Source organism: Tepidanaerobacter sp. GT38 (genome assembly GCF_021991635.1).
Lineage (GTDB): Bacteria > Bacillota > Thermosediminibacteria > Thermosediminibacterales > Tepidanaerobacteraceae > DTU063.
In genome coordinates this window covers 1-17,342 of sequence record NZ_JAFFJA010000058.1, presented here as the reverse complement: position 1 = coordinate 17,342, position 17,342 = coordinate 1, and the positions used below count along the sequence as shown (strand labels likewise).

The following is a 17,342-nucleotide window of genomic DNA, read 5'->3' as shown; positions in this document are numbered from 1 at the left end:
ACTAAATTCTCAAATATATAATTGCTTGCAATTACATAGTTAATGACAATGGCAACTGTTAAAGAATTCATCCACATCAAGTTCCATAATAAATTGATCCTTTATATTCCTACTATGGCTTTCATACAGTTTTCTGTCACATTTGGTTGCAGCGACGTATTTAAAGCCAAATCGCTTAAAATATTCACTTTTGTCATCGCAAATTATGTATATCTTTTTTACGTTTCGTCTGTCAGCGTAGTTTATAAGTGCTCTAACTAAACCGTCACCTAAACCTTGATTTCTGTACTTTGGAATTATATAAACAAATTTTATTAGAGCTAAATCTTCAATAATATCTAAGTTTCCACAACCAACTATTGTGTTTTCTAGTTCTACAACCAAGGTATGTTCAGTGAGATTAGCAGGGCAAAATTGAGCAAAATCAGTATTATTTATTACTTCCTGTATTTTGTATTTATCTTCGAAAGTTGCCTTTCTTATTGTAATCAATCTTTTCGCTCTCCTTTAAGTTTCTTTATGTAATTAATTTCGCCTTGATTTAAGTACCTCCATTGACCTACTTTTAAACCATTTAACGAAAGCTTTCCGAGTTTCGTTCTCTTTAAATCAATAACGGGGTGTCCTATTGCTGCACACATTCGCCTAATCTGCCGCTTTCTGCCTTCATGAATCTTAAGCTCAATTATTGTTGAGCTTCCTAACTTCTTTATTATTCTTACACTAGCAGGTGATGTTAAACCATCTTCAAGCATGATACCACTTTGTAAAGCTTTTATATCTTTTTCATCAATAACACCTTGCACATGAGCAATATACGTTTTAATAACTTTAAATTTGGGGTGAGTAATTTTATATGTAAGCTCACCATCATTTGTTAACAACAAGAGACCCTCTGTATCTTTATCCAAGCGTCCAACAGGAAAAACTTTCTCTTTTACCCCTTTTAATAGGTCAATTACAGTAGGTCTTCCAAAAGGATCCTTAACGCTAGTAAGCACTCCTTTGGGCTTATTTAAAAGTATATAAATAAATTCACGCTTTATATTGCAAATCTTACCGTCAACCTCAATAATATCTGACTCAGGCTCAACCTTAGTGCCTAATTCTTTAACAGTGACTCCATTTACTTTAATTCGACCTTGTAAAATTAGATTTTCACTTGCCCGGCGTGAAGCAATTCCCGCTTGAGATAAATATTTTTGCAATCGTATTTGCAATTGCAACTCTCCTTTTATGTCTATTATTATACACATTAACTTCTTTTTCCTGCTTTTATTTAGCTTTTTAAAAATTATTCGCCTAAGAAAAAACTGATTCTAAATTGAATCAGTTTTTTCCTCCTCGCTTAGCTTTTGAATTATTTTTTGCACAAAAGGTCCACCTTCGCCTAATGCATACGCACTCATAGTGCCACAGGCTACATTTCTAATCGCAAAAGGTATATATTCGGCGGGAACATTTGCTTTCTCAAGCCTTTTTTTAATGTTCAAAGCTGCTTTAATGCCCTCTTCGCTGGCTATATTGTTTACTTTCTTAACAATCTTTTCATCACCAAAACAGACCGTGCCCAATTTAGAAAAAATCTTTGCTATTTTACTGCGCACGGCTAAATCTTCACCATCGATTAATATAAGAGGCAGCTCATTGGTAGCCACCATATAGTTAGCATGACCTATAATTTTAGCGGAAGCTAATTTGCACAAGCCCTTTAATGGTTCAAATTCTACCTTTTCTGTATCTGTAGAAATATTTATAAGTATTTGATGTTGAGCAACATAATTTTTAAGTTCTGCTACAGCTTCTGAAAAGACTTGTGCGGGTAATGCTGTAATAATATAATCTGAATTTGACAAGAGAGAATAATCTGATGTTGCTAAAGCAGATACTTCTTTCGCTAACAAGCCACATTTCCTTAAATCTTTATCTATCAAAATCAGATTATATTGAGATTGCAACTTGCGGGCAATTAAACTGCCCATACGACCAGTGCCTATAATAGCAACTGTTTCCATATCCAGCCCCCTAAATTTATTTTAACTTAATCAATAGAGTGTTTACTAAAGTTGCAGCACCCTCCTGTTTTATATCAATTACTGGTATATGCATGACATTTTGCATTTTTTCTAGTAATTCATCTCTATTAATGTAGCCGGGTTCATAACTATTTTTATCAAACCGATACTTTGGATAAAAAGGATTAACGGTAATAGCCAACAAAGGGAGGTTTTTTAAGGTTTCTACATTTCCGCCATTCTCTTTTATCCTTTTTATTTCATTTAATAGATTTTGTGAGTCTCCTCCTGTGATTAATTTTATGGGATCCTTAATTATTAAAGTCTTATCTAACCATAATCCCCTTAAATTATCATTGAGTTGTTTTAGGGCAAGTTCAGATATTAAATAAGGAATAAAAATAATTTGTACATTATTAATATCAGTTAATATTTCATTTACCGTTGAATTATCTATTAGTGAACCGTACCGCAATGATTTTATTCCTTCATCTGTGTTTTTAGGAAAGAGTGCAATCTTTTCAAGGTGGAGAAAGTGCTGCAACTTATCTTCCTGCACTTTAGGTAAATTTAGTAATTCATATAAAGCTTTAGTTTCTTCAACTAACACATCTATATTTGTATTACGAGCAGCACCGGTAGCAATAATAATTCCATCTGTTTCAACCATTGGTGCAATTCTATTCAAAGCACCATCTACAAGTATTATTTTACAACCTAGCTCATTAATCATTTTATCTTTAACGTATTTTAATTGACTGCCTTTATTAGGTCCTGCTACTACTGCCAAGCCTTCTTTAACAACTCTCACTATATTTATATTTCCTAGGGGAGTTGTGATATTAGTTGTTTCTAATACTTCATATTCAGCACTTCCGCCTTTCAGGCATTTTTTAGCTATGGCTAAAATGGTATTTTCTTTTACATATAGACGAGGTTTGGGTAATCCGGTAATATTATCTATTTCTTCACCATCATAACCTATGCTGGTTAAACCAATGGAAATATTCCTGTTGTACAATTCACCAAGAATGGCGGAGGTGGTAGTAGTTTTTCCCGTATTTTTAGCAGTTCCTGCTATGCCTATTGTTAAGCTCATAATACCCCCCTTTACAGGCAAATATTAAATATTATAAATTATGATTTACTGATTACTGTATTTCTACCTGCTCTGCCTGGATAAGCTCCATCTTCTCTACTTCCTAATAATCCTTGGTATAACGCATCAACAAAATTTCCTTTTTTTGCTACGGCTTCTAATACCTTTTCAATTCCTTCTTCCATTTCTGCAGCCCATTTTTTAGCATTTTCTGTAGGAGTTATATCAGCATGGCCGAAAAATCTAAACGATGCTTGCGTAGCTCTCAGTGTGTCTATTCTGGATGCTGCTGTTATGGGACCTTTAGAGAAAGCTTCATCTGATGAAGCTATAGAAATTGCATCAACTCCTAATGAGGAAGCAAGTGATGCGTGAAGTGCCGTCATCATAGATGACTGGACTCTATCCTCAGTTTGGGTTAAAAATCCAATTGGTGCTCCACACCATATTGGAGCATTGACAATATTTCTAAGACAGTATATCTTTGCTGCATTAAAGTCAACATAGTTGTCCACCATTTGGCCATTAATCATGACTTCCGGTGAATAGCAAAATAGTGGTTGAAGTATGGGTTTGCCACCGAGCCTTAAACCTAATTTTGACACAATGAGCATACCTGCAAAAGCTTTAAAAGCAGGAACTCCGGAGAGCTCTTCATTAGTAACTACATCAAAAGGCATTCCAAATTCTGCAGCATATTTTATGGCGGCTACTGCGTCAACTGTAAGGCGTGATGGATCTGTACCACCGCTTAATGATCCGTAAGCTATATTAATTTTCGTCAAGTCAGCCCCAATCTTGCCTGCTAGCAAGACTGTTTCAGGAGTATTTAATCCCCTATGTGCCCTTACTTGCCAAAGGGTATAAGGGGCTAGAGATTCCTTGATGCTCTTTAAATTCTCATATGTTATTATAGACCCATCTTCTTCATGGGTTATGTAGCCTTCCAGGAAACCTTCCGTTCGGGCTCCCCAAGATGGATCAAAGTGAACTACGCCATCTGCACCCCAAGCTTCACATGACTTAATATGAGCTATATCCATAAATGGACAGCCTGTTCCATATTGAATAAATACTGCAGGATTTTTATCGGTATGCTGCAGTTTTATTGGATTCATTCTGAAATTAACGTCATCTACATATCCTCTAAGTGCTTTTACTTCATCTTTGGTAAGTGGCCGAGTTTTTTCACGGTACTTGCCAGCTTCATAAAAAGATTTAACTACATCATCGCAGTACCTGGCATATTCCTGGCGAAGTTTTTGTTTCTCTGATTCATCGGTGCTATCTAATATTTGTCTGCGAAGCTCTGCTCTTAGTATGGCAGTAGAAGTTTTGTTGCTTGTATAATCAAGGATTCCATCAACTATGGTATCTAACAATTTTTCAATTCTCTTATTGCGAAAACTATAGTCATAACCTTGAGTAATATCTTTTTTGTTTTGTTTAATTCCACTTTCAGAAGGTACATACTCTCTTCCTTCTACGAAAGCAACAGCTTCTTCTACAGTAGTACCGGGCCCGAAACCAGCATCAAAACCTAGTTCTGCTGCAAGTTCAGGTCTTATAGCCATACCACCTATTCCTATTTTAACCTTATCTCTTATACCAGCAGCTTCTGCTAAATCAATAAATTTCCCTAAAATTTCTGCCACGCCGTAACCGAGTGTGCGGCTAATTAAAACAACGTCTACATCGTTATCTACAATGGCTTTTATAATTTCTTCCTGAGAATAGTCCGGGGGCATAAGTAAAGTATCATGACCGTTTTGTTCCAGTCCTCTTTTTATCATTTTTAATCCGATATCATGAACTGGGTCCAGAGGTGCAAGCAGAACTTTCTTCTTCATGACAAATTCCTCCCTATTTTCTTTGATCAAATAACCAACTATATTTGTCTCCTGGTTTATAAATATATCCTCTAACCCTAACTCTTGCGCCAGGACCTTGATGTTGAATAAAAACTATAGATATATCCTGAAAACCCAATTTCTCCATCAATTCCACAGAAAGTCTCTCTGCTTCTTCTTCATCTTTGCAAACTAAATACGTTTCTACATCAACTGCATCCATTACTTTTTCTAATATGTCCGGCATTTTACCTCCTCCTTACTTTTTTAATTAAGGGATTCAATTTTCTTTTTGAGACTCGTCGTTTCCTTCTCTGTTATAAGCAATTTCCCAGTACTTTTTGACATCTCTCTCGAGATTTTCAATATGATTAATCATTGCTTTCTCAGCTAATTCCGGATTCCTGGAAGCAATAGCTTCATATATACTTTTATGGTCTAAGAGAACTGTACTCTTTACTCTTTTTCTTATATACTCAAGCATAGGTGAAAGCTGCCCATGCTGCCTTATTAAATCCATAGCTGCATCTAAAACTCTGTTTCTAGCTGCTTTAGATATAATTTTATGAAATTCTACATCATCATCTGCTATGGAAATACCTTCTTTAACATGGATTTCTTGCCTTTTTATAATTTTTTCCATTTCAAGAATTTCTTCATTAGTTATATACATTGCAGCTAACTTTGCTAATTGGCTTTCGATGGCCTTTCTTGCTATTAACATATCCAATAGTTCTTGTTTACCTGTTACTCTTATTACATTTAGCAATTCTTTTCCATAATGATTAATATTGTTTTCACGTTCTAGCTCCGCAAGTAATTCTTTACCTGTAGGAGTTAACTTTCTACCTTTAAAACCGATTCTTTCAGTATATCCTTTTAGATCCAATTGCCGTAATATTCTACCAACAGTAGCTTCACTAATATCAAATCCTTGCATTTGCAAGCTATGACGTATGAAGCCAGAACCTACGGGCCCTTGAGAATTGTCAATGGCCTTTAAAGTAAAAAACAAAAGTCGAAGTTTTTCATGTTGCATATGAAACCCCCATCTTGTATAATAATACAACTATTATCTTATGATGAATCTATAATAACAAAACGACATAAAAAATGTTAAGTAGTAGCACAGCCACTCAATTATTTAACCGCCCACAAAAATTTTAACACGATATCGGCAACAATGCTAATTAGGTTTACGGGGGTCGTTTTATATAAACTGGTGGCTAAATATTGGCAATTGTGTTTGATAAAGTATTTAAAATAAAAGGAGTCAGTAATGACCCCTTTTATTTATGGTGTTTCATGAATGCCTTTATTATACAACTTTCTGATTAAACACATTTGTCATTCCTGCTTTGTCTACCCGATCCTTTATTGCATTTACATCTGTTGTATATAATCCAAGTTGCTTCATTCTCTCAAAATAGACGGAGCCGGAAAACGTATATTTCTTAGATATGCCTTCTTCTGTTTTCATTTGTTCTTTTACATAAGCAATAGCGTCGCCTACAGCAAGGTCTGTAGGAATCTGTATCAGTTCTTGACCCACAGCCCACCTTACGGCATTAGCCCCTGCAAGAGTACCAGTGCAGATGGCTTCTGTATGTCCTACCAGTGGGCCAGCTTTTTCTCCTCCACAGAAAAGATTGTCAACACCTTCTGTTCTTAAATAGTTATCCCGTGGCGAAAGAGCCAAATATCTTATTGAATTACCTAGGTTTCCTGCATATGGATCTTCATATCGCGCATTTTCAAACCCAGGAATTTGTCTTAAATCCTTTAATGGGAAGAAGGGCGTCATTAATTTTGCATGTCCAGTATCAAGCAGAATAACATTATCTACAAATTCTTTTAAGGCATACTGTTGACAGGCTTTTTTAGTTAGAATGTCTGATCCCTCTTTAGCGTGTTCTGGAACAGGAACAATGGCCACACCGGTTGAATTTAACTTGTCTACAATTTCTTGCGAAAGCGATTCTTTAAAAAGTTTGCAAGAACCGCTCATAGCACCATAGGTGCCATCGGCTTTTTTAGCCATCATTTCTTTGACACCCATCTTAGCCGCAATGCTTACTCTTGGTCCGTAACTTGGACACCTGTAAACACACATGGCGCATCCATTGCCATATTTTGTGCAATTTCCTTGTGGGCCAGCAGTTCCTGTACATTCTATAAAAACATCGCCTTCAAATTTTCTACCATCTGCTGTAATAACAGCTAATATCTTGTTGCCATCTGCTACTACATCTGTTACGCGGCTTTCCGTATGAACCTCCACACCTGCATCAATAAGAACTTTTTTAACTGCTGGTTCAACTAAAGCAACATCATATAATGTTGCATGTTTGTGACCGGGAAACTCGATGTTTTTATGCCTTGCTACACTATCCGTAACTTGGAATAATTCGCCTCCACCCATTGCTATCATTTCTTCTGTGGCTGTAAATCTTCCGTTGTTCCTCATAATTCCGCCCACAAGGCCTGTTCCCAATAACATATCGGTTCTTTCTAATAAAACTACATCGGCGCCTGCTTTTTTAGCCGATAATGCAGCTGCTGAGCCTGCCCAGCCTCCGCCTACGACAACTACTTTGGGCATGCAAATACCTCCCTAATTTTTATTTTCTACGCCAAGGCCACTGCCTTGGCGTATGGTAATTAATGATTAATCTATATATCCACTGTATTTGGCGATGATTTCCATAAGCTTAACTAGAGCCTTCACAGCATATCTAAATTTGCTTTCAATAATTTGACCGTTGTCATCGGTAGTACCGAGGCCTGGGGAAATCATTATGTTAGCGTCATAGGCAACTGTCGGGATTACACCCATCTGTGAAAGTCCTACCTGCAACAAGTGGCTTCCTGCATACATATCTTCTATAGAGAAGATGGGGAATCCTAGTTCGTCACCCTCCCAGGTCTTTTCGTAGTTAACTTCAACAGCTCTGCTGTTGTAAGACTTGGAGATTATTATACCTTTTCTAAGTTTGGGATGAATTTGATCAAATTCTTCTACTACGATCTTATACATGTCGTCAACTGGTTTCTTAAGTTCGTCGGGGTTGTCTCTTAATTCTTTGAGTGCTGCAATCATTCCAAGCAGTGCCTCTTTGCCGGGATCAAACACTACATAAGCCGCTTTTCCATAAGATGCTGTTGTTCCGTAGCGATCTCCATGCATACCGAGAGCTCTACGGATTGGAACCATGTACTGTTCTTTACCTATTATCAAACCAGATGTTGGAGATTCGCTGGCTTTATCCATACTGTAAATAATTACATCGGCACCACTCTTAGTAATATCGTGACCTATAAAGGGAACACCCCAAGCGTTGTCAAGTACGTAAGGTACATCAAATTCTTTAGCAATCTCTGCTAAACGCTTCTGCAGCACCGGTACACCATCGCTGTCCTTTACACCATAACCATATCCTGGTGTGTCATACGCAAGTGATGTAATACCTGTAAGCATAGTAGCATGGCGTTCTGCAATTTTCTTAATTTTTTCTGCTGATGCTTCAGGATCAACTTTAGTTAGCTGGATTGTTGGATGAAATTTAATTCCATGAACTGAATAATCGGCACCTACTAACGGCGCTATATAAGCACTCAAATTGTTTTGCCTCTTGCCATAAAATCCTAATTCACCGGCAGTAGATCCTCTGTCGGCTAGAATATCTTTAAAGCAGCCAGGGAATGGTCTTCCGTAACCACCATGGTGGTGTAAATGCTTTTCATATGGAATAATATAGCGTGCTTGATAGGCGTCTCCACGGCCCTGCATAGGTGGTGAAAACAGGGTATCAAAAGTAACCCACAATCCTGCTTCACAGGTGTTAACTGGTGCCGCGTCATACTCATCGCCGTAAACATCTTTAACTAAGCTTCTGACTTCGTCTACCAGTTTAGCCAAAGGAATAACCTCTGTTGCACCCTTTTCCATAGCTTCTCTGATTTTCTTAGTCAATGGTGAAGGGCAGCCGGAAATAGCACCGGTCAATCCAAACTTACCTCTTAAATCTTGAGGAATACCTATTTCATCTGCAGCTTTTTTCGCCTCTGCATAAATATTTGCAGTATTGGCTTGAAGATACCTATACATTTCAAACTTTTTGGTGAATTTAGCCATGTTAAAGTCCTCCTTGTTACTTTAATTTTACAATTAACTCCACTTCACAGGTTGCGTCCATTGGAAGCTGATTGACACCTACAGCAGAACGAGCATGTGCGCCCGCCTCTCCAAATATTTGACCTAGTAACTCTGAAGCTCCGTTTATAACCTGAGGTTGCTGATTGAAGCCATCGGCACTGTTTACAAAACCAACAACTTTAACTATTTTTTCAACATTGTCTAGGCTGCCAGCCAAAGACTTTACTATACTTAAACAGTTAAGGGCACATATTTTAGCAGCTTCATAGGCCTCTTCTACTGAAACTTCAGCACCGACCTTGCCTTTATACTTTAATTCACCATTGACAAAAGGTATTTGGCCGGCAGTGTAAATGTATTTGTCTACTTTAACACCGGGTACATATGCTGCTACAGGTTTTGGTGGCTCTGGTAATGTGATACCTAACTCCTGAATTTTTTTCTCAAATGACATATAAGCACCTCCTTTCAAATGATGCAAATGAATGTTTAAATATTTAACCAATAATAACCTCATCATCTAAGTTGAGATTTCTTTGGTTCCCTGAAACGCGTTCTTCGCCATATATGACGATATTATAGTGGTTAGGCATATGCGTTTCATCAAAGCCTGCAATTTTACCAATTAAATGACCATTTATTTTAACTTCATCACCTACAGTTATTACTGTGCTCTCTTTTACTGCAAAGAATCCTATATATGCAATCTTATTTACAGTATCTCCTGGTTTTTTATTTTCATCAGTCAAAATAAGTTCGTGAACTTCATTTGCAACAAGGCAACGAGATGGTTGAGGAATCAATTGCAAACCGCGTTCTTCATAAGTGCCGTCCAAAACAACAACCAGGCTGCCTTTCAATGGCTTCTTTTTTGCATAAGGATTGGTTTTAAACATACCTGTTTTATATGGATCAACCACAACTTTACCTCCTCATCAATGATGAGCTATTATGTTATATAAATTCGACATAAATAACGAAAATCCTTCTCAAAATTTAACTTTTTTAACATTTTTATTTCAATCAGTTTTTTCCCATCTTGTCCAAAATCTTAAAATCCTATTTAGAATGTAATTATATGTTTTTAACGGAACATCCTTAGCCGTAATTAAAGAAGTTGATGTAACCAAATCATCATCTATATAAACTTGTACTTGTCCTACTTCTTCTCCCTTAAAAACGGGAGCTTTAATTTTTTTGGGAACTATCAATTTAAATTTAATATTTTCGCTTTCCTCTATTGGCAAGGTGATGCTATCTTTTGCAATTAAATCCACTGTTTTAATAACGCCATTTTCCACATTTACAGTTGTGAGATAATTATTTTTAGAAATTATATTTTTCAGTTTATAGTTCTCAAATCCATAGTTTAATAATTTCTTAGAATCTTCAAAGTGGTTTTGTGAACCTAAAACAACCGATAATAAATGAAAACCATTGTTTTTAGCAGTGGCCACCAAACACCTTCCGGCTTTTCCGGTATAACCGGTTTTAATTCCATCGGCGCCTTCAAATTCCCATAATAGCCTGTTTGTATTAAAAATCTGCTTGTCAATATCTCCATATTTTATTTCTTTTGTTTTAGTTTGAACTATCTCACGAAATTTAATATTCTTTAATGCATATCTTGATATAACTGCTAAATCTACTGCAGTTGTATAGTGTTCAGGATCATCAAGACCATGGGGGTTTGTAAAGTGAGTATTTAATGCCCCTAGTTCTAAAGCCTTTTGATTCATCATTTGTACAAATTTATCTTCGGTTCCTGCAATATGTTCCGCAATTGCTACTGCCGCATCATTACCTGAAGGCAACAGCAGCCCGAATAGCATATCTTCCAGAGTCAAGACGTCACCAGGTTTAAGGTAAAAAGAGGAACCGCCGATTGAAGCAGCTCTCGGACTTACTCTGATTTGGGATTGTAAATCCCCTTTTTCTAAGGCAACAATAGCAGTCATGATTTTTGTGGTGCTAGCCATAGCCATTTTTTCTTGAGAATTTTTTTCTAACAAAATTCTTCCACTTATTGGATCCATCAGGACAAATGCCTTGGCGTTTATCGACAATGCATTATCTGCAGCTTTTGCGCTAATGCAAGAAATTGCTATGAATAAATAAATAACCAAAAAGATGGCTATTATCTTTTTTGTCATAAAACACCCTCCCACCATATTTTTATATTTATACACGGTTTTAATTCTTGAAAAAATTGGTGGGTTTTCCAGAAAAATATTAGCTGCAAAAAAAAAAAAACGGCTCCATGTTCACATGGTCCGTTAAAAACTTACTGCTTTTTTAAAATGTTGGTTATTTGATCAACAATCTGGGGAGCAATGTCGATTATCCGTTCCACTGTAGTATTTTGATCAACTGGCAAAAGTCTAATCTGACCCTGCCCTACAACCATAAACGCCATTGGCTGGACAGATACACCGGCACCGCTTCCGCCACCAAATGGCAGTTTATTTTTTTCACCCTTATCATTATCTTTTGATGTCTTTGCCTCAAATTCGCTTCCACCTGCAGCAAAACCAAAACAAACCCTGGAAACCGGGATTATTACGGTACCATCCTGGGTTTCAACTGCATCACCAACAACTGTATTGACATCCACCATTTCCTTAATGCTTTCCATAGAAGTCTTTATCAAACTCTGAATTGGATGTTCATCCATGATAAAGTCGCCCCTTTAGATGTTTTCTTTATGGCTTTTTGTTTTAATCTAATGTTAAACAATAACCAATACCAAGCTATTATCAAACTTGCAATTATAATATAGCCAACTCTAAGATGAAATATGCAGTTAACATCTATTTGAAAGGATTCAGGCTCAAGAAAATTAGGTCGGACGTTAGTTTTAACATCTGCTTTTGCAAAATTTGCGTGCATAGAAAGAAAACCTAATATTTGATATATGGCACTCCAAATGTAACCTGCGAAAAATCCCGTCAACGCCGGATTTTCACTGCCGAATGCAATATCTATATTCAGATAGGTGACATTTACTTTATTAAGCAATATATTAATTAGTTTTTTAAATGTTTTTAAGTATGTAATACAAAACTTTAAAATATTAATTATCACTTTAAACCTGTCTCTGAGGGGTGAAATGACGACTTTTCTAGATTTAATTTTTCCCTTCTTTTTGCTCTGCATTTTATACCTAAAACTCAATAATGGAATAAAGCTTCTTATTGTAAATTTCATTTCTGGTATTTCTAAAACTATTTTTGATAAACTACACAAGCTTATTTCAAGCTTTATGTGTTCATCACGTGCTTTTTTAAATAGCATAATATGAAATTTTACAGGTAAGAAAAAAACAAGAGAAAAAGCCAGGATAATAAGTAATTGTATCACTTTAATCTCCCTAGACTTTTTCTCTTAGTTTGTGGCAAAAAAATGTTATCAATTCATTTTACTCAATAGAAATATCATCAATGCTTTCTAACCCAAAGTAGTCTAGACAATCTTCAGTTGTAGCATAAAGTATAGGTCTCCCCGGTACATTTAAGCGTCCTTTTTCGTAAATTAGATTTTTTTCTAAAAGGGTATTAAGGGCTTTTTCTGAATTTACACCTCTTATAGACTCAATTTCAGACTTTGTTATGGGTTGTTTGAACATAATTATTGCTAGAGTTTCCAATGCAGCCTTTGAAAGTTGTGATCTGACTTTTGGTTTGAAAATTTTTTCTATATACGGAAAAATTTCGGGCTTTGTTGTAAGTCGAAGGCTGCTCCCTACTTTCGAAATCATTATTCCGTGACTAAACTTATTGTACTCAATTTCTAATTGTTTCACGCATTCCAAGACCTGTTCACATGTCATATTTAATACATTTGCAATTTCATCGATTTTTACAGGATTTCCTGATGTAAACAATATCCCTTCTATAATTCCCATAGCCTTTTGTAATTCCACCTTACAGTCTAAACCTCCCTGTATGTTAAAACGATTTCTCCAAATTGTTTTTCTTGGAATGCATTGATACGCTTCATTTTTACTAGCTCTAAAACAGCTAAAAAGGTCGTTATTATTTCTAGCTTTGATGTCTTTTTATCATACAATTTACTAAAAAATATCTTAGATTTTTGTTTTAATGTTCGGTAGATTTCCATTACCTTACGCGATAAGGGTATAGGGTCTTTAGTAATTTTAGAAACTTTTTCTTCTGGTTTTTTCTTGCTCATAACTGATTTAAAAGCCAATTTTAGGTCTTCAAAAGTAATTTCAGACAGGGGAATTTCATCTGCCCACATTAAAGACAAATCCTCGGGAGGTCTTTTAAATATAAACTCCTGTTCTTCTTCTTTTTTCCTCAACAGTATTGATATCTCTTTGAATTTCTTATACTCAAGCAGTTTGTGCATTAGCTCACTTCTTGGATCCACATCATTATCTTCTGCCACTGCCAATTCTGATGCTACCTCCTGTTTTGGTTTTGAAGGCAATAGCATCTTTGATTTGATACTAAGCAACGTAGCTGCCATTACTAAAAACTCGCTAGCTAAATCCAATTGATTTTCTGTTATTTTGTGAATATAGTCTAAATATTGTTCAGTTAAGTCTGCAATGGGTATATCGTAAATATCGATTTGATTTTTCTCTATTAGGTGAAATAGAAGGTCAAAAGGACCTTCAAATGTATTAATCTTAATATTTAAAGCCACGTTTCTTCACCTTTATCTAGATTTTCATCGCCTCTCTAACCTCTTCTAAAGTCCTTTCAGCTACCAAGCGAGCGCGTTTTGCACCGTTGTCCAAAATATCATCTATAATGGCAGGATTTTGTTCCAATTCATTTCTCTTTTGGCGAATGGGCTCCATTTTATCATTCATAATGGCAGCTAATTTTTTCTTGCATTCTACGCACCCGATTTGGCCCTTTTCGCATAACTCTCTAAGTTCAGTGACATTATCTTTTTCGTCAAAAACATTATAAAAGGCAAACACACTACAAACATCAGGATGACCAGGGTCATTTTTTCTGATTCTGGCGGGATCGGTAACCATCATCTTTACTTTTTGATTTATAGTTTCAGGACTGGCTGAGATTTCAATATAGTTGTCATAGCTTTTGCTCATTTTCCTGCCATCAATACCCGGCAAAACCTTAAATTCAGTGTAAAGGGCTTTGGGTTCTGGAAAAACCGGTTCGTAAAGATAATTAAACCTTCTGGCAATTTCGCGGGTTAATTCAATATGTGGCTGCTGATCTTTGCCTACAGGAACTCTATCTGCTTTATATATCAATATATCAGTTGCCATGAGAACTGGATAGCCCAAAAAACCGTAAGTATTGATGTCTTTATTTTCAAGCTGCTTTAACTGTTCTTTGTAAGTAGGGCATCTTTCAAGCCAAGACAGGGGTGTGAGCATTGAAAGTAAAAGATGTAATTCGGCATGTTGCTTTACATGAGATTGTACAAAAATATTGCATTTTTCAGGGTTAAGGCCTACGCTCACCCAATCTATTACCATTTGCCTAATGTTCTCTTTTAATTCTTGGGTGTTTTCATACCCTGTAGTAAGCGCATGCCAGTCTACCACAACAAAAAAGCATTCATAATCATCCTGTAATTTGATCCAATTTGTCAGTGCGCCCATCATATTTCCAAGATGTAGACGACCCGTAGGTCTCATTCCACTCATAACTACATGGTTTTTCACAAAGATTCCTCCCAAAATTAAAATCTTAATAAAACTAAATTTGATAGAAAATCTAATCCTTTATGAATAAATATTATTATAGGATTTAAGATGCTACTTAGCAATCCAAAATATACTAACAATATTAAGATAAAAGGCCCATATGATTCAAATTTTGAAAACTCGTATGCCTGTCTTGCAGGTAATAACCCAGCTAATATTTTTGAACCGTCTAAAGGCGGAATTGGCAGCAGATTAAAGACAGCCAAAGTTAAGTTGTAAAGAAATAACACATAAATAAAGCTATCTAGAATACCGATGCGAAGTATATCAAGCTTCAAAAAAATTATAGCTAGAAAAGCTATCGCTAAATTAGCTAAAGGACCTGCTATAGAAACCAATATTGTACCCTTTCTAGGCTCTCTATAGTAACTCGGATTTATTTCAACAGGTTTAGCCCAACCGAATCTAAATAGCCATAACATCACCAAGCCAATAGGATCTAAATGAACCAAAGGGTTTAAGGAAAGTCTTCCCATCCACTTAGGTGTTGGGTCTCCTAAGGAGTATGAAACCCTTGCATGAGCATACTCATGCAAGGTAATTGATATCAACAAAGCCGGTATCCTAAGCAACATTTCAGGGCCCCAAAATTGTATCATGAAAGCTGACCATCCTTTCCCAACTGTAGAATTATTTAAGTCTACTTACAGCATTATACCATTTATATTAAAATGAAAAAAGTGTGCTTGAGCACACTTTTTAAATACAACATTCAAATCTACATGCTTGCTAAAAAAACCTTCTTTGCCTGTGGCAAATATACTTCTGCGCTGAGTAAATCCTCATACGTTTGGCGACGCACAACAAGCCGAGCAGTATTATCTTTAACAAAAACCACAGCCGGTTTAGGTAGCATATTATAATTGCTAGCCATTGAATAATGATATGCTCCTGTGCTAAAGACAGCTAATATGTCTCCCGGCTCGATTTTGGGTAAATCAATATCCCAAATTAACATATCACCTGACTCACAGCATTTTCCAGCAATAGATACTTTTTCTACTTTCGGACTATTGGCCTTATTTGCAACTATAGCTGAATATTCAGCACCATATAACGCCGGCCTTATGTTATCACTCATTCCCCCATCTACACTGACATACTTTCTAATACCAGGAATATTTTTGATGGCACCAATTGTATACAGAGTCGTGCCAGCTTCCCCTATAATAGCTCTACCAGGCTCTATTAAAAGTTTCGGAACATGCAGACCGTAATTTTTGCAACTTTCTTTAACCGAAGTAACTAAAGTCTGAATATACTCTTTTACTGGAAGAGGTTTATCTGTTTCACGATATTTTATACCAAATCCTCCACCAAAATCTATTTCTTTGGTAGTGAAACCATATCTATCAAATACATCTTTTGCAAATTTTATCATAATCTGGGCTGCATCTTTAAAAGGTTCGTCTTCAAATATTTGAGAACCAATATGACAATGAAACCCCATAAGCTTTAAGCCTTTTATACTCAAAGCACTTTCTACTGCCTGCATTGCTTGTCCGTTTTCCATTCCAAATCCAAATTTAGAATCAATCTGACCTGTTTTTATATAATCATGTGTATGAGCTTCAATGCCTGGAGTAAGGCGCAAAAGTACATTTATTTTTTTACCTGGATATTTTTTAGCTAAATCTCTTAATAGTTCAAGTTCATAAAAATTATCAACTATAATGCGCCCAACGCCGTTTTCTATAGCCATTTTTAATTCATCGTAGGATTTGTTATTGCCATGAAAATATATTCTTTTTATAGGAAACTGAGCTTTTATTGCAGTATAAAGTTCTCCACCTGAAACCACATCAAGACACAAGCCTTCTTCTTCAATGATTCGGCACATTTCGATGGTTAAAAAAGCTTTTCCTGCATAAATGACTTCACTGTTTTCATGCAAGCTGCGCATGCTATTGAGGAATGAACGACAATTTTCACGAATGAGGTTTTCATCCATGACATATAAAGGTGTGCCGAATTCTTTTACAAGTTCTACTGTATCACACCCACCTATTTCTAAATGGTTAAGTTTGTTAACTCTGCATGTTCCTAAAAGCATACCGCCTCTCCTCTCATTTATAAAACAAAAACAACCGGGATATTTGCCGGTTGTCTCTTGTTCCAAAGGCAAATACCTCACTCTTCTGAAGTAGCACTCCACCGGGGTAAAATACCGGTGACAGTCTTATACCTGTTCGGTATAAGCCCAGCATGGTTTTTGGGGGAAAACCATGCTTCGGCGACGACCCCTTTTAATTTGCTTAATCGGCTTCCCCTGCCTCCGCAAATCTACTAATGGTCAATCGCGCCTCTACCCCAACTCGTGTCGAGATGAGGTACTTTTATTTAATTTTTCTTTACCATAACATATTGGGTTGACATTGTCAAGTAATATGTCAAGTGTAGGCCACTTCATCTACAATAGGTATTTTGTTGTTTAAGCGATTTGCAATGAGCACTCCGTCATCCTTTTGGACTACTGCCCCTTCTACATAAACTCCTCTGCTTGACGCAC

Annotated in this window: 19 protein-coding genes, 1 pseudogene and 1 riboswitch; all 20 genes and pseudogenes read right to left on the bottom strand. The window is 36.2% G+C overall.

The features are described 5' to 3' along the window. Positions 1-39 precede the first annotated feature (39 nt). Positions 40-492: a GNAT family N-acetyltransferase gene (locus tag JT739_RS08445; protein ID WP_237660667.1), complete on the bottom strand. Its 453-nt coding sequence runs from the start codon at positions 490-492 to the stop codon at positions 40-42. Then, positions 489-1,256, bottom strand: a complete 768-nt coding sequence (locus tag JT739_RS08440; protein WP_370642615.1) for a pseudouridine synthase — start codon at positions 1,254-1,256, stop codon at positions 489-491. The genes JT739_RS08445 and JT739_RS08440 overlap by 4 nt, the downstream gene beginning before the upstream one ends. 63 nt (positions 1,257-1,319) lie before the next feature. After that, the gene (locus tag JT739_RS08435) at positions 1,320-2,021 is read right to left on the bottom strand and encodes a pyrroline-5-carboxylate reductase (RefSeq protein WP_304650977.1); all 702 of its coding nucleotides are present in this window, start codon (positions 2,019-2,021) and stop codon (positions 1,320-1,322) included. Positions 2,022-2,031: 10 nt separating this feature from the next. After that, entirely contained in the window at positions 2,032-3,114 is a 1,083-nt protein-coding gene (locus tag JT739_RS08430) for a hypothetical protein (protein WP_237660664.1), read from the bottom strand. A gap of 38 nt (positions 3,115-3,152) precedes the next feature. Continuing rightward, entirely contained in the window at positions 3,153-4,964 is a 1,812-nt protein-coding gene (locus tag JT739_RS08425) for a cobalamin B12-binding domain-containing protein (protein ID WP_237660663.1), read from the bottom strand. A gap of 13 nt (positions 4,965-4,977) precedes the next feature. Continuing rightward, the gene (locus JT739_RS08420; RefSeq protein WP_237660662.1) at positions 4,978-5,211 is read right to left on the bottom strand and encodes a hypothetical protein; all 234 of its coding nucleotides are present in this window, start codon (positions 5,209-5,211) and stop codon (positions 4,978-4,980) included. A 33-nt stretch (positions 5,212-5,244) separates the two neighbouring features. Further along, positions 5,245-6,003 (bottom strand): FCD domain-containing protein, encoded by a 759-nt coding sequence (locus tag JT739_RS08415; protein ID WP_237660661.1) that lies wholly within the window; start codon positions 6,001-6,003, stop codon positions 5,245-5,247. A 279-nt stretch (positions 6,004-6,282) separates the two neighbouring features. Further along, positions 6,283-7,566 (bottom strand): FAD-dependent oxidoreductase, encoded by a 1,284-nt coding sequence (locus JT739_RS08410; RefSeq protein ID WP_237660660.1) that lies wholly within the window; start codon positions 7,564-7,566, stop codon positions 6,283-6,285. Positions 7,567-7,632: 66 nt separating this feature from the next. Further along, positions 7,633-9,099 carry a hypothetical protein gene (locus JT739_RS08405; protein WP_237660659.1) on the bottom strand — a complete coding sequence of 489 codons (1,467 nt, stop codon included), beginning with the start codon at positions 9,097-9,099 and terminating at the stop codon, positions 7,633-7,635. Between the two features lie 16 nt (positions 9,100-9,115). Further along, on the bottom strand, positions 9,116-9,574 hold the full coding sequence (locus JT739_RS08400; protein WP_237660658.1) for a RidA family protein: 459 nt from the start codon (positions 9,572-9,574) through the stop codon (positions 9,116-9,118). Positions 9,575-9,617: 43 nt separating this feature from the next. After that, positions 9,618-10,040, bottom strand: coding sequence for a hypothetical protein (locus JT739_RS08395; RefSeq protein WP_237660657.1), 423 nt, complete (start codon positions 10,038-10,040; stop codon positions 9,618-9,620). Positions 10,041-10,139: 99 nt separating this feature from the next. Then, positions 10,140-11,273: a D-alanyl-D-alanine carboxypeptidase family protein gene (locus JT739_RS08390; protein WP_237660656.1), complete on the bottom strand. Its 1,134-nt coding sequence runs from the start codon at positions 11,271-11,273 to the stop codon at positions 10,140-10,142. A 131-nt stretch (positions 11,274-11,404) separates the two neighbouring features. Further along, entirely contained in the window at positions 11,405-11,794 is a 390-nt protein-coding gene (gene ytfJ, locus JT739_RS08385) for a GerW family sporulation protein (protein ID WP_237660655.1), read from the bottom strand. Beyond that, positions 11,767-12,480: a DUF2953 domain-containing protein gene (locus JT739_RS08380; RefSeq protein WP_237660654.1), complete on the bottom strand. Its 714-nt coding sequence runs from the start codon at positions 12,478-12,480 to the stop codon at positions 11,767-11,769. The genes ytfJ and JT739_RS08380 overlap by 28 nt, the downstream gene beginning before the upstream one ends. Before the next feature lie 58 nt (positions 12,481-12,538). Continuing rightward, positions 12,539-13,042, bottom strand: coding sequence for an SMC-Scp complex subunit ScpB (gene scpB, locus JT739_RS08375; RefSeq protein ID WP_237660653.1), 504 nt, complete (start codon positions 13,040-13,042; stop codon positions 12,539-12,541). Positions 13,043-13,050: 8 nt separating this feature from the next. Beyond that, positions 13,051-13,791: a segregation/condensation protein A gene (locus tag JT739_RS08370; RefSeq protein WP_237660652.1), complete on the bottom strand. Its 741-nt coding sequence runs from the start codon at positions 13,789-13,791 to the stop codon at positions 13,051-13,053. Positions 13,792-13,807: 16 nt separating this feature from the next. After that, the gene (trpS, locus tag JT739_RS08365; RefSeq protein WP_237660651.1) at positions 13,808-14,791 is read right to left on the bottom strand and encodes a tryptophan--tRNA ligase; all 984 of its coding nucleotides are present in this window, start codon (positions 14,789-14,791) and stop codon (positions 13,808-13,810) included. A 17-nt stretch (positions 14,792-14,808) separates the two neighbouring features. Continuing rightward, a complete protein-coding gene (locus JT739_RS08360) occupies positions 14,809-15,432 on the bottom strand; it encodes a site-2 protease family protein (RefSeq protein ID WP_370642612.1) in 624 nt (207 codons plus the stop codon). A gap of 119 nt (positions 15,433-15,551) precedes the next feature. Beyond that, complete coding sequence (lysA, locus tag JT739_RS08355) at positions 15,552-16,886, bottom strand: diaminopimelate decarboxylase (RefSeq protein WP_237660649.1); 1,335 nt, start codon at positions 16,884-16,886, stop codon at positions 15,552-15,554. Positions 16,887-16,969: 83 nt separating this feature from the next. After that, positions 16,970-17,149: riboswitch (Lysine riboswitch) on the bottom strand. A gap of 83 nt (positions 17,150-17,232) precedes the next feature. Beyond that, positions 17,233-17,342: pseudogene (locus tag JT739_RS12735) on the bottom strand (hypothetical protein); the annotation flags it as partial.

Excerpts from the sequence above, each read along its gene's own strand:
- JT739_RS08400 (WP_237660658.1), bottom strand. The coding sequence starts at position 9,574 with ATGTCATTTGAGAAAAAAATTCAGGAGTTAGGTATCACATTACCAGAG.
- ytfJ (WP_237660655.1), bottom strand. The coding sequence starts at position 11,794 with ATGGATGAACATCCAATTCAGAGTTTGATAAAGACTTCTATGGAAAGC.
- JT739_RS08390 (WP_237660656.1), bottom strand. The coding sequence starts at position 11,273 with ATGACAAAAAAGATAATAGCCATCTTTTTGGTTATTTATTTATTCATA.
- JT739_RS08440 (WP_370642615.1), bottom strand. The coding sequence starts at position 1,256 with ATGTGTATAATAATAGACATAAAAGGAGAGTTGCAATTGCAAATACGA.
- JT739_RS08410 (WP_237660660.1), bottom strand. The coding sequence starts at position 7,566 with ATGCCCAAAGTAGTTGTCGTAGGCGGAGGCTGGGCAGGCTCAGCAGCT.
- JT739_RS08405 (WP_237660659.1), bottom strand. The coding sequence starts at position 9,099 with ATGGCTAAATTCACCAAAAAGTTTGAAATGTATAGGTATCTTCAAGCC.
- JT739_RS08420 (WP_237660662.1), bottom strand. The coding sequence starts at position 5,211 with ATGCCGGACATATTAGAAAAAGTAATGGATGCAGTTGATGTAGAAACG.
- JT739_RS08415 (WP_237660661.1), bottom strand. The coding sequence starts at position 6,003 with ATGCAACATGAAAAACTTCGACTTTTGTTTTTTACTTTAAAGGCCATT.
- JT739_RS08360 (WP_370642612.1), bottom strand. The coding sequence starts at position 15,432 with ATGATACAATTTTGGGGCCCTGAAATGTTGCTTAGGATACCGGCTTTG.
- JT739_RS08425 (WP_237660663.1), bottom strand. The coding sequence starts at position 4,964 with ATGAAGAAGAAAGTTCTGCTTGCACCTCTGGACCCAGTTCATGATATC.
- lysA (WP_237660649.1), bottom strand. The coding sequence starts at position 16,886 with ATGCTTTTAGGAACATGCAGAGTTAACAAACTTAACCATTTAGAAATA.
- JT739_RS08430 (WP_237660664.1), bottom strand. The coding sequence starts at position 3,114 with ATGAGCTTAACAATAGGCATAGCAGGAACTGCTAAAAATACGGGAAAA.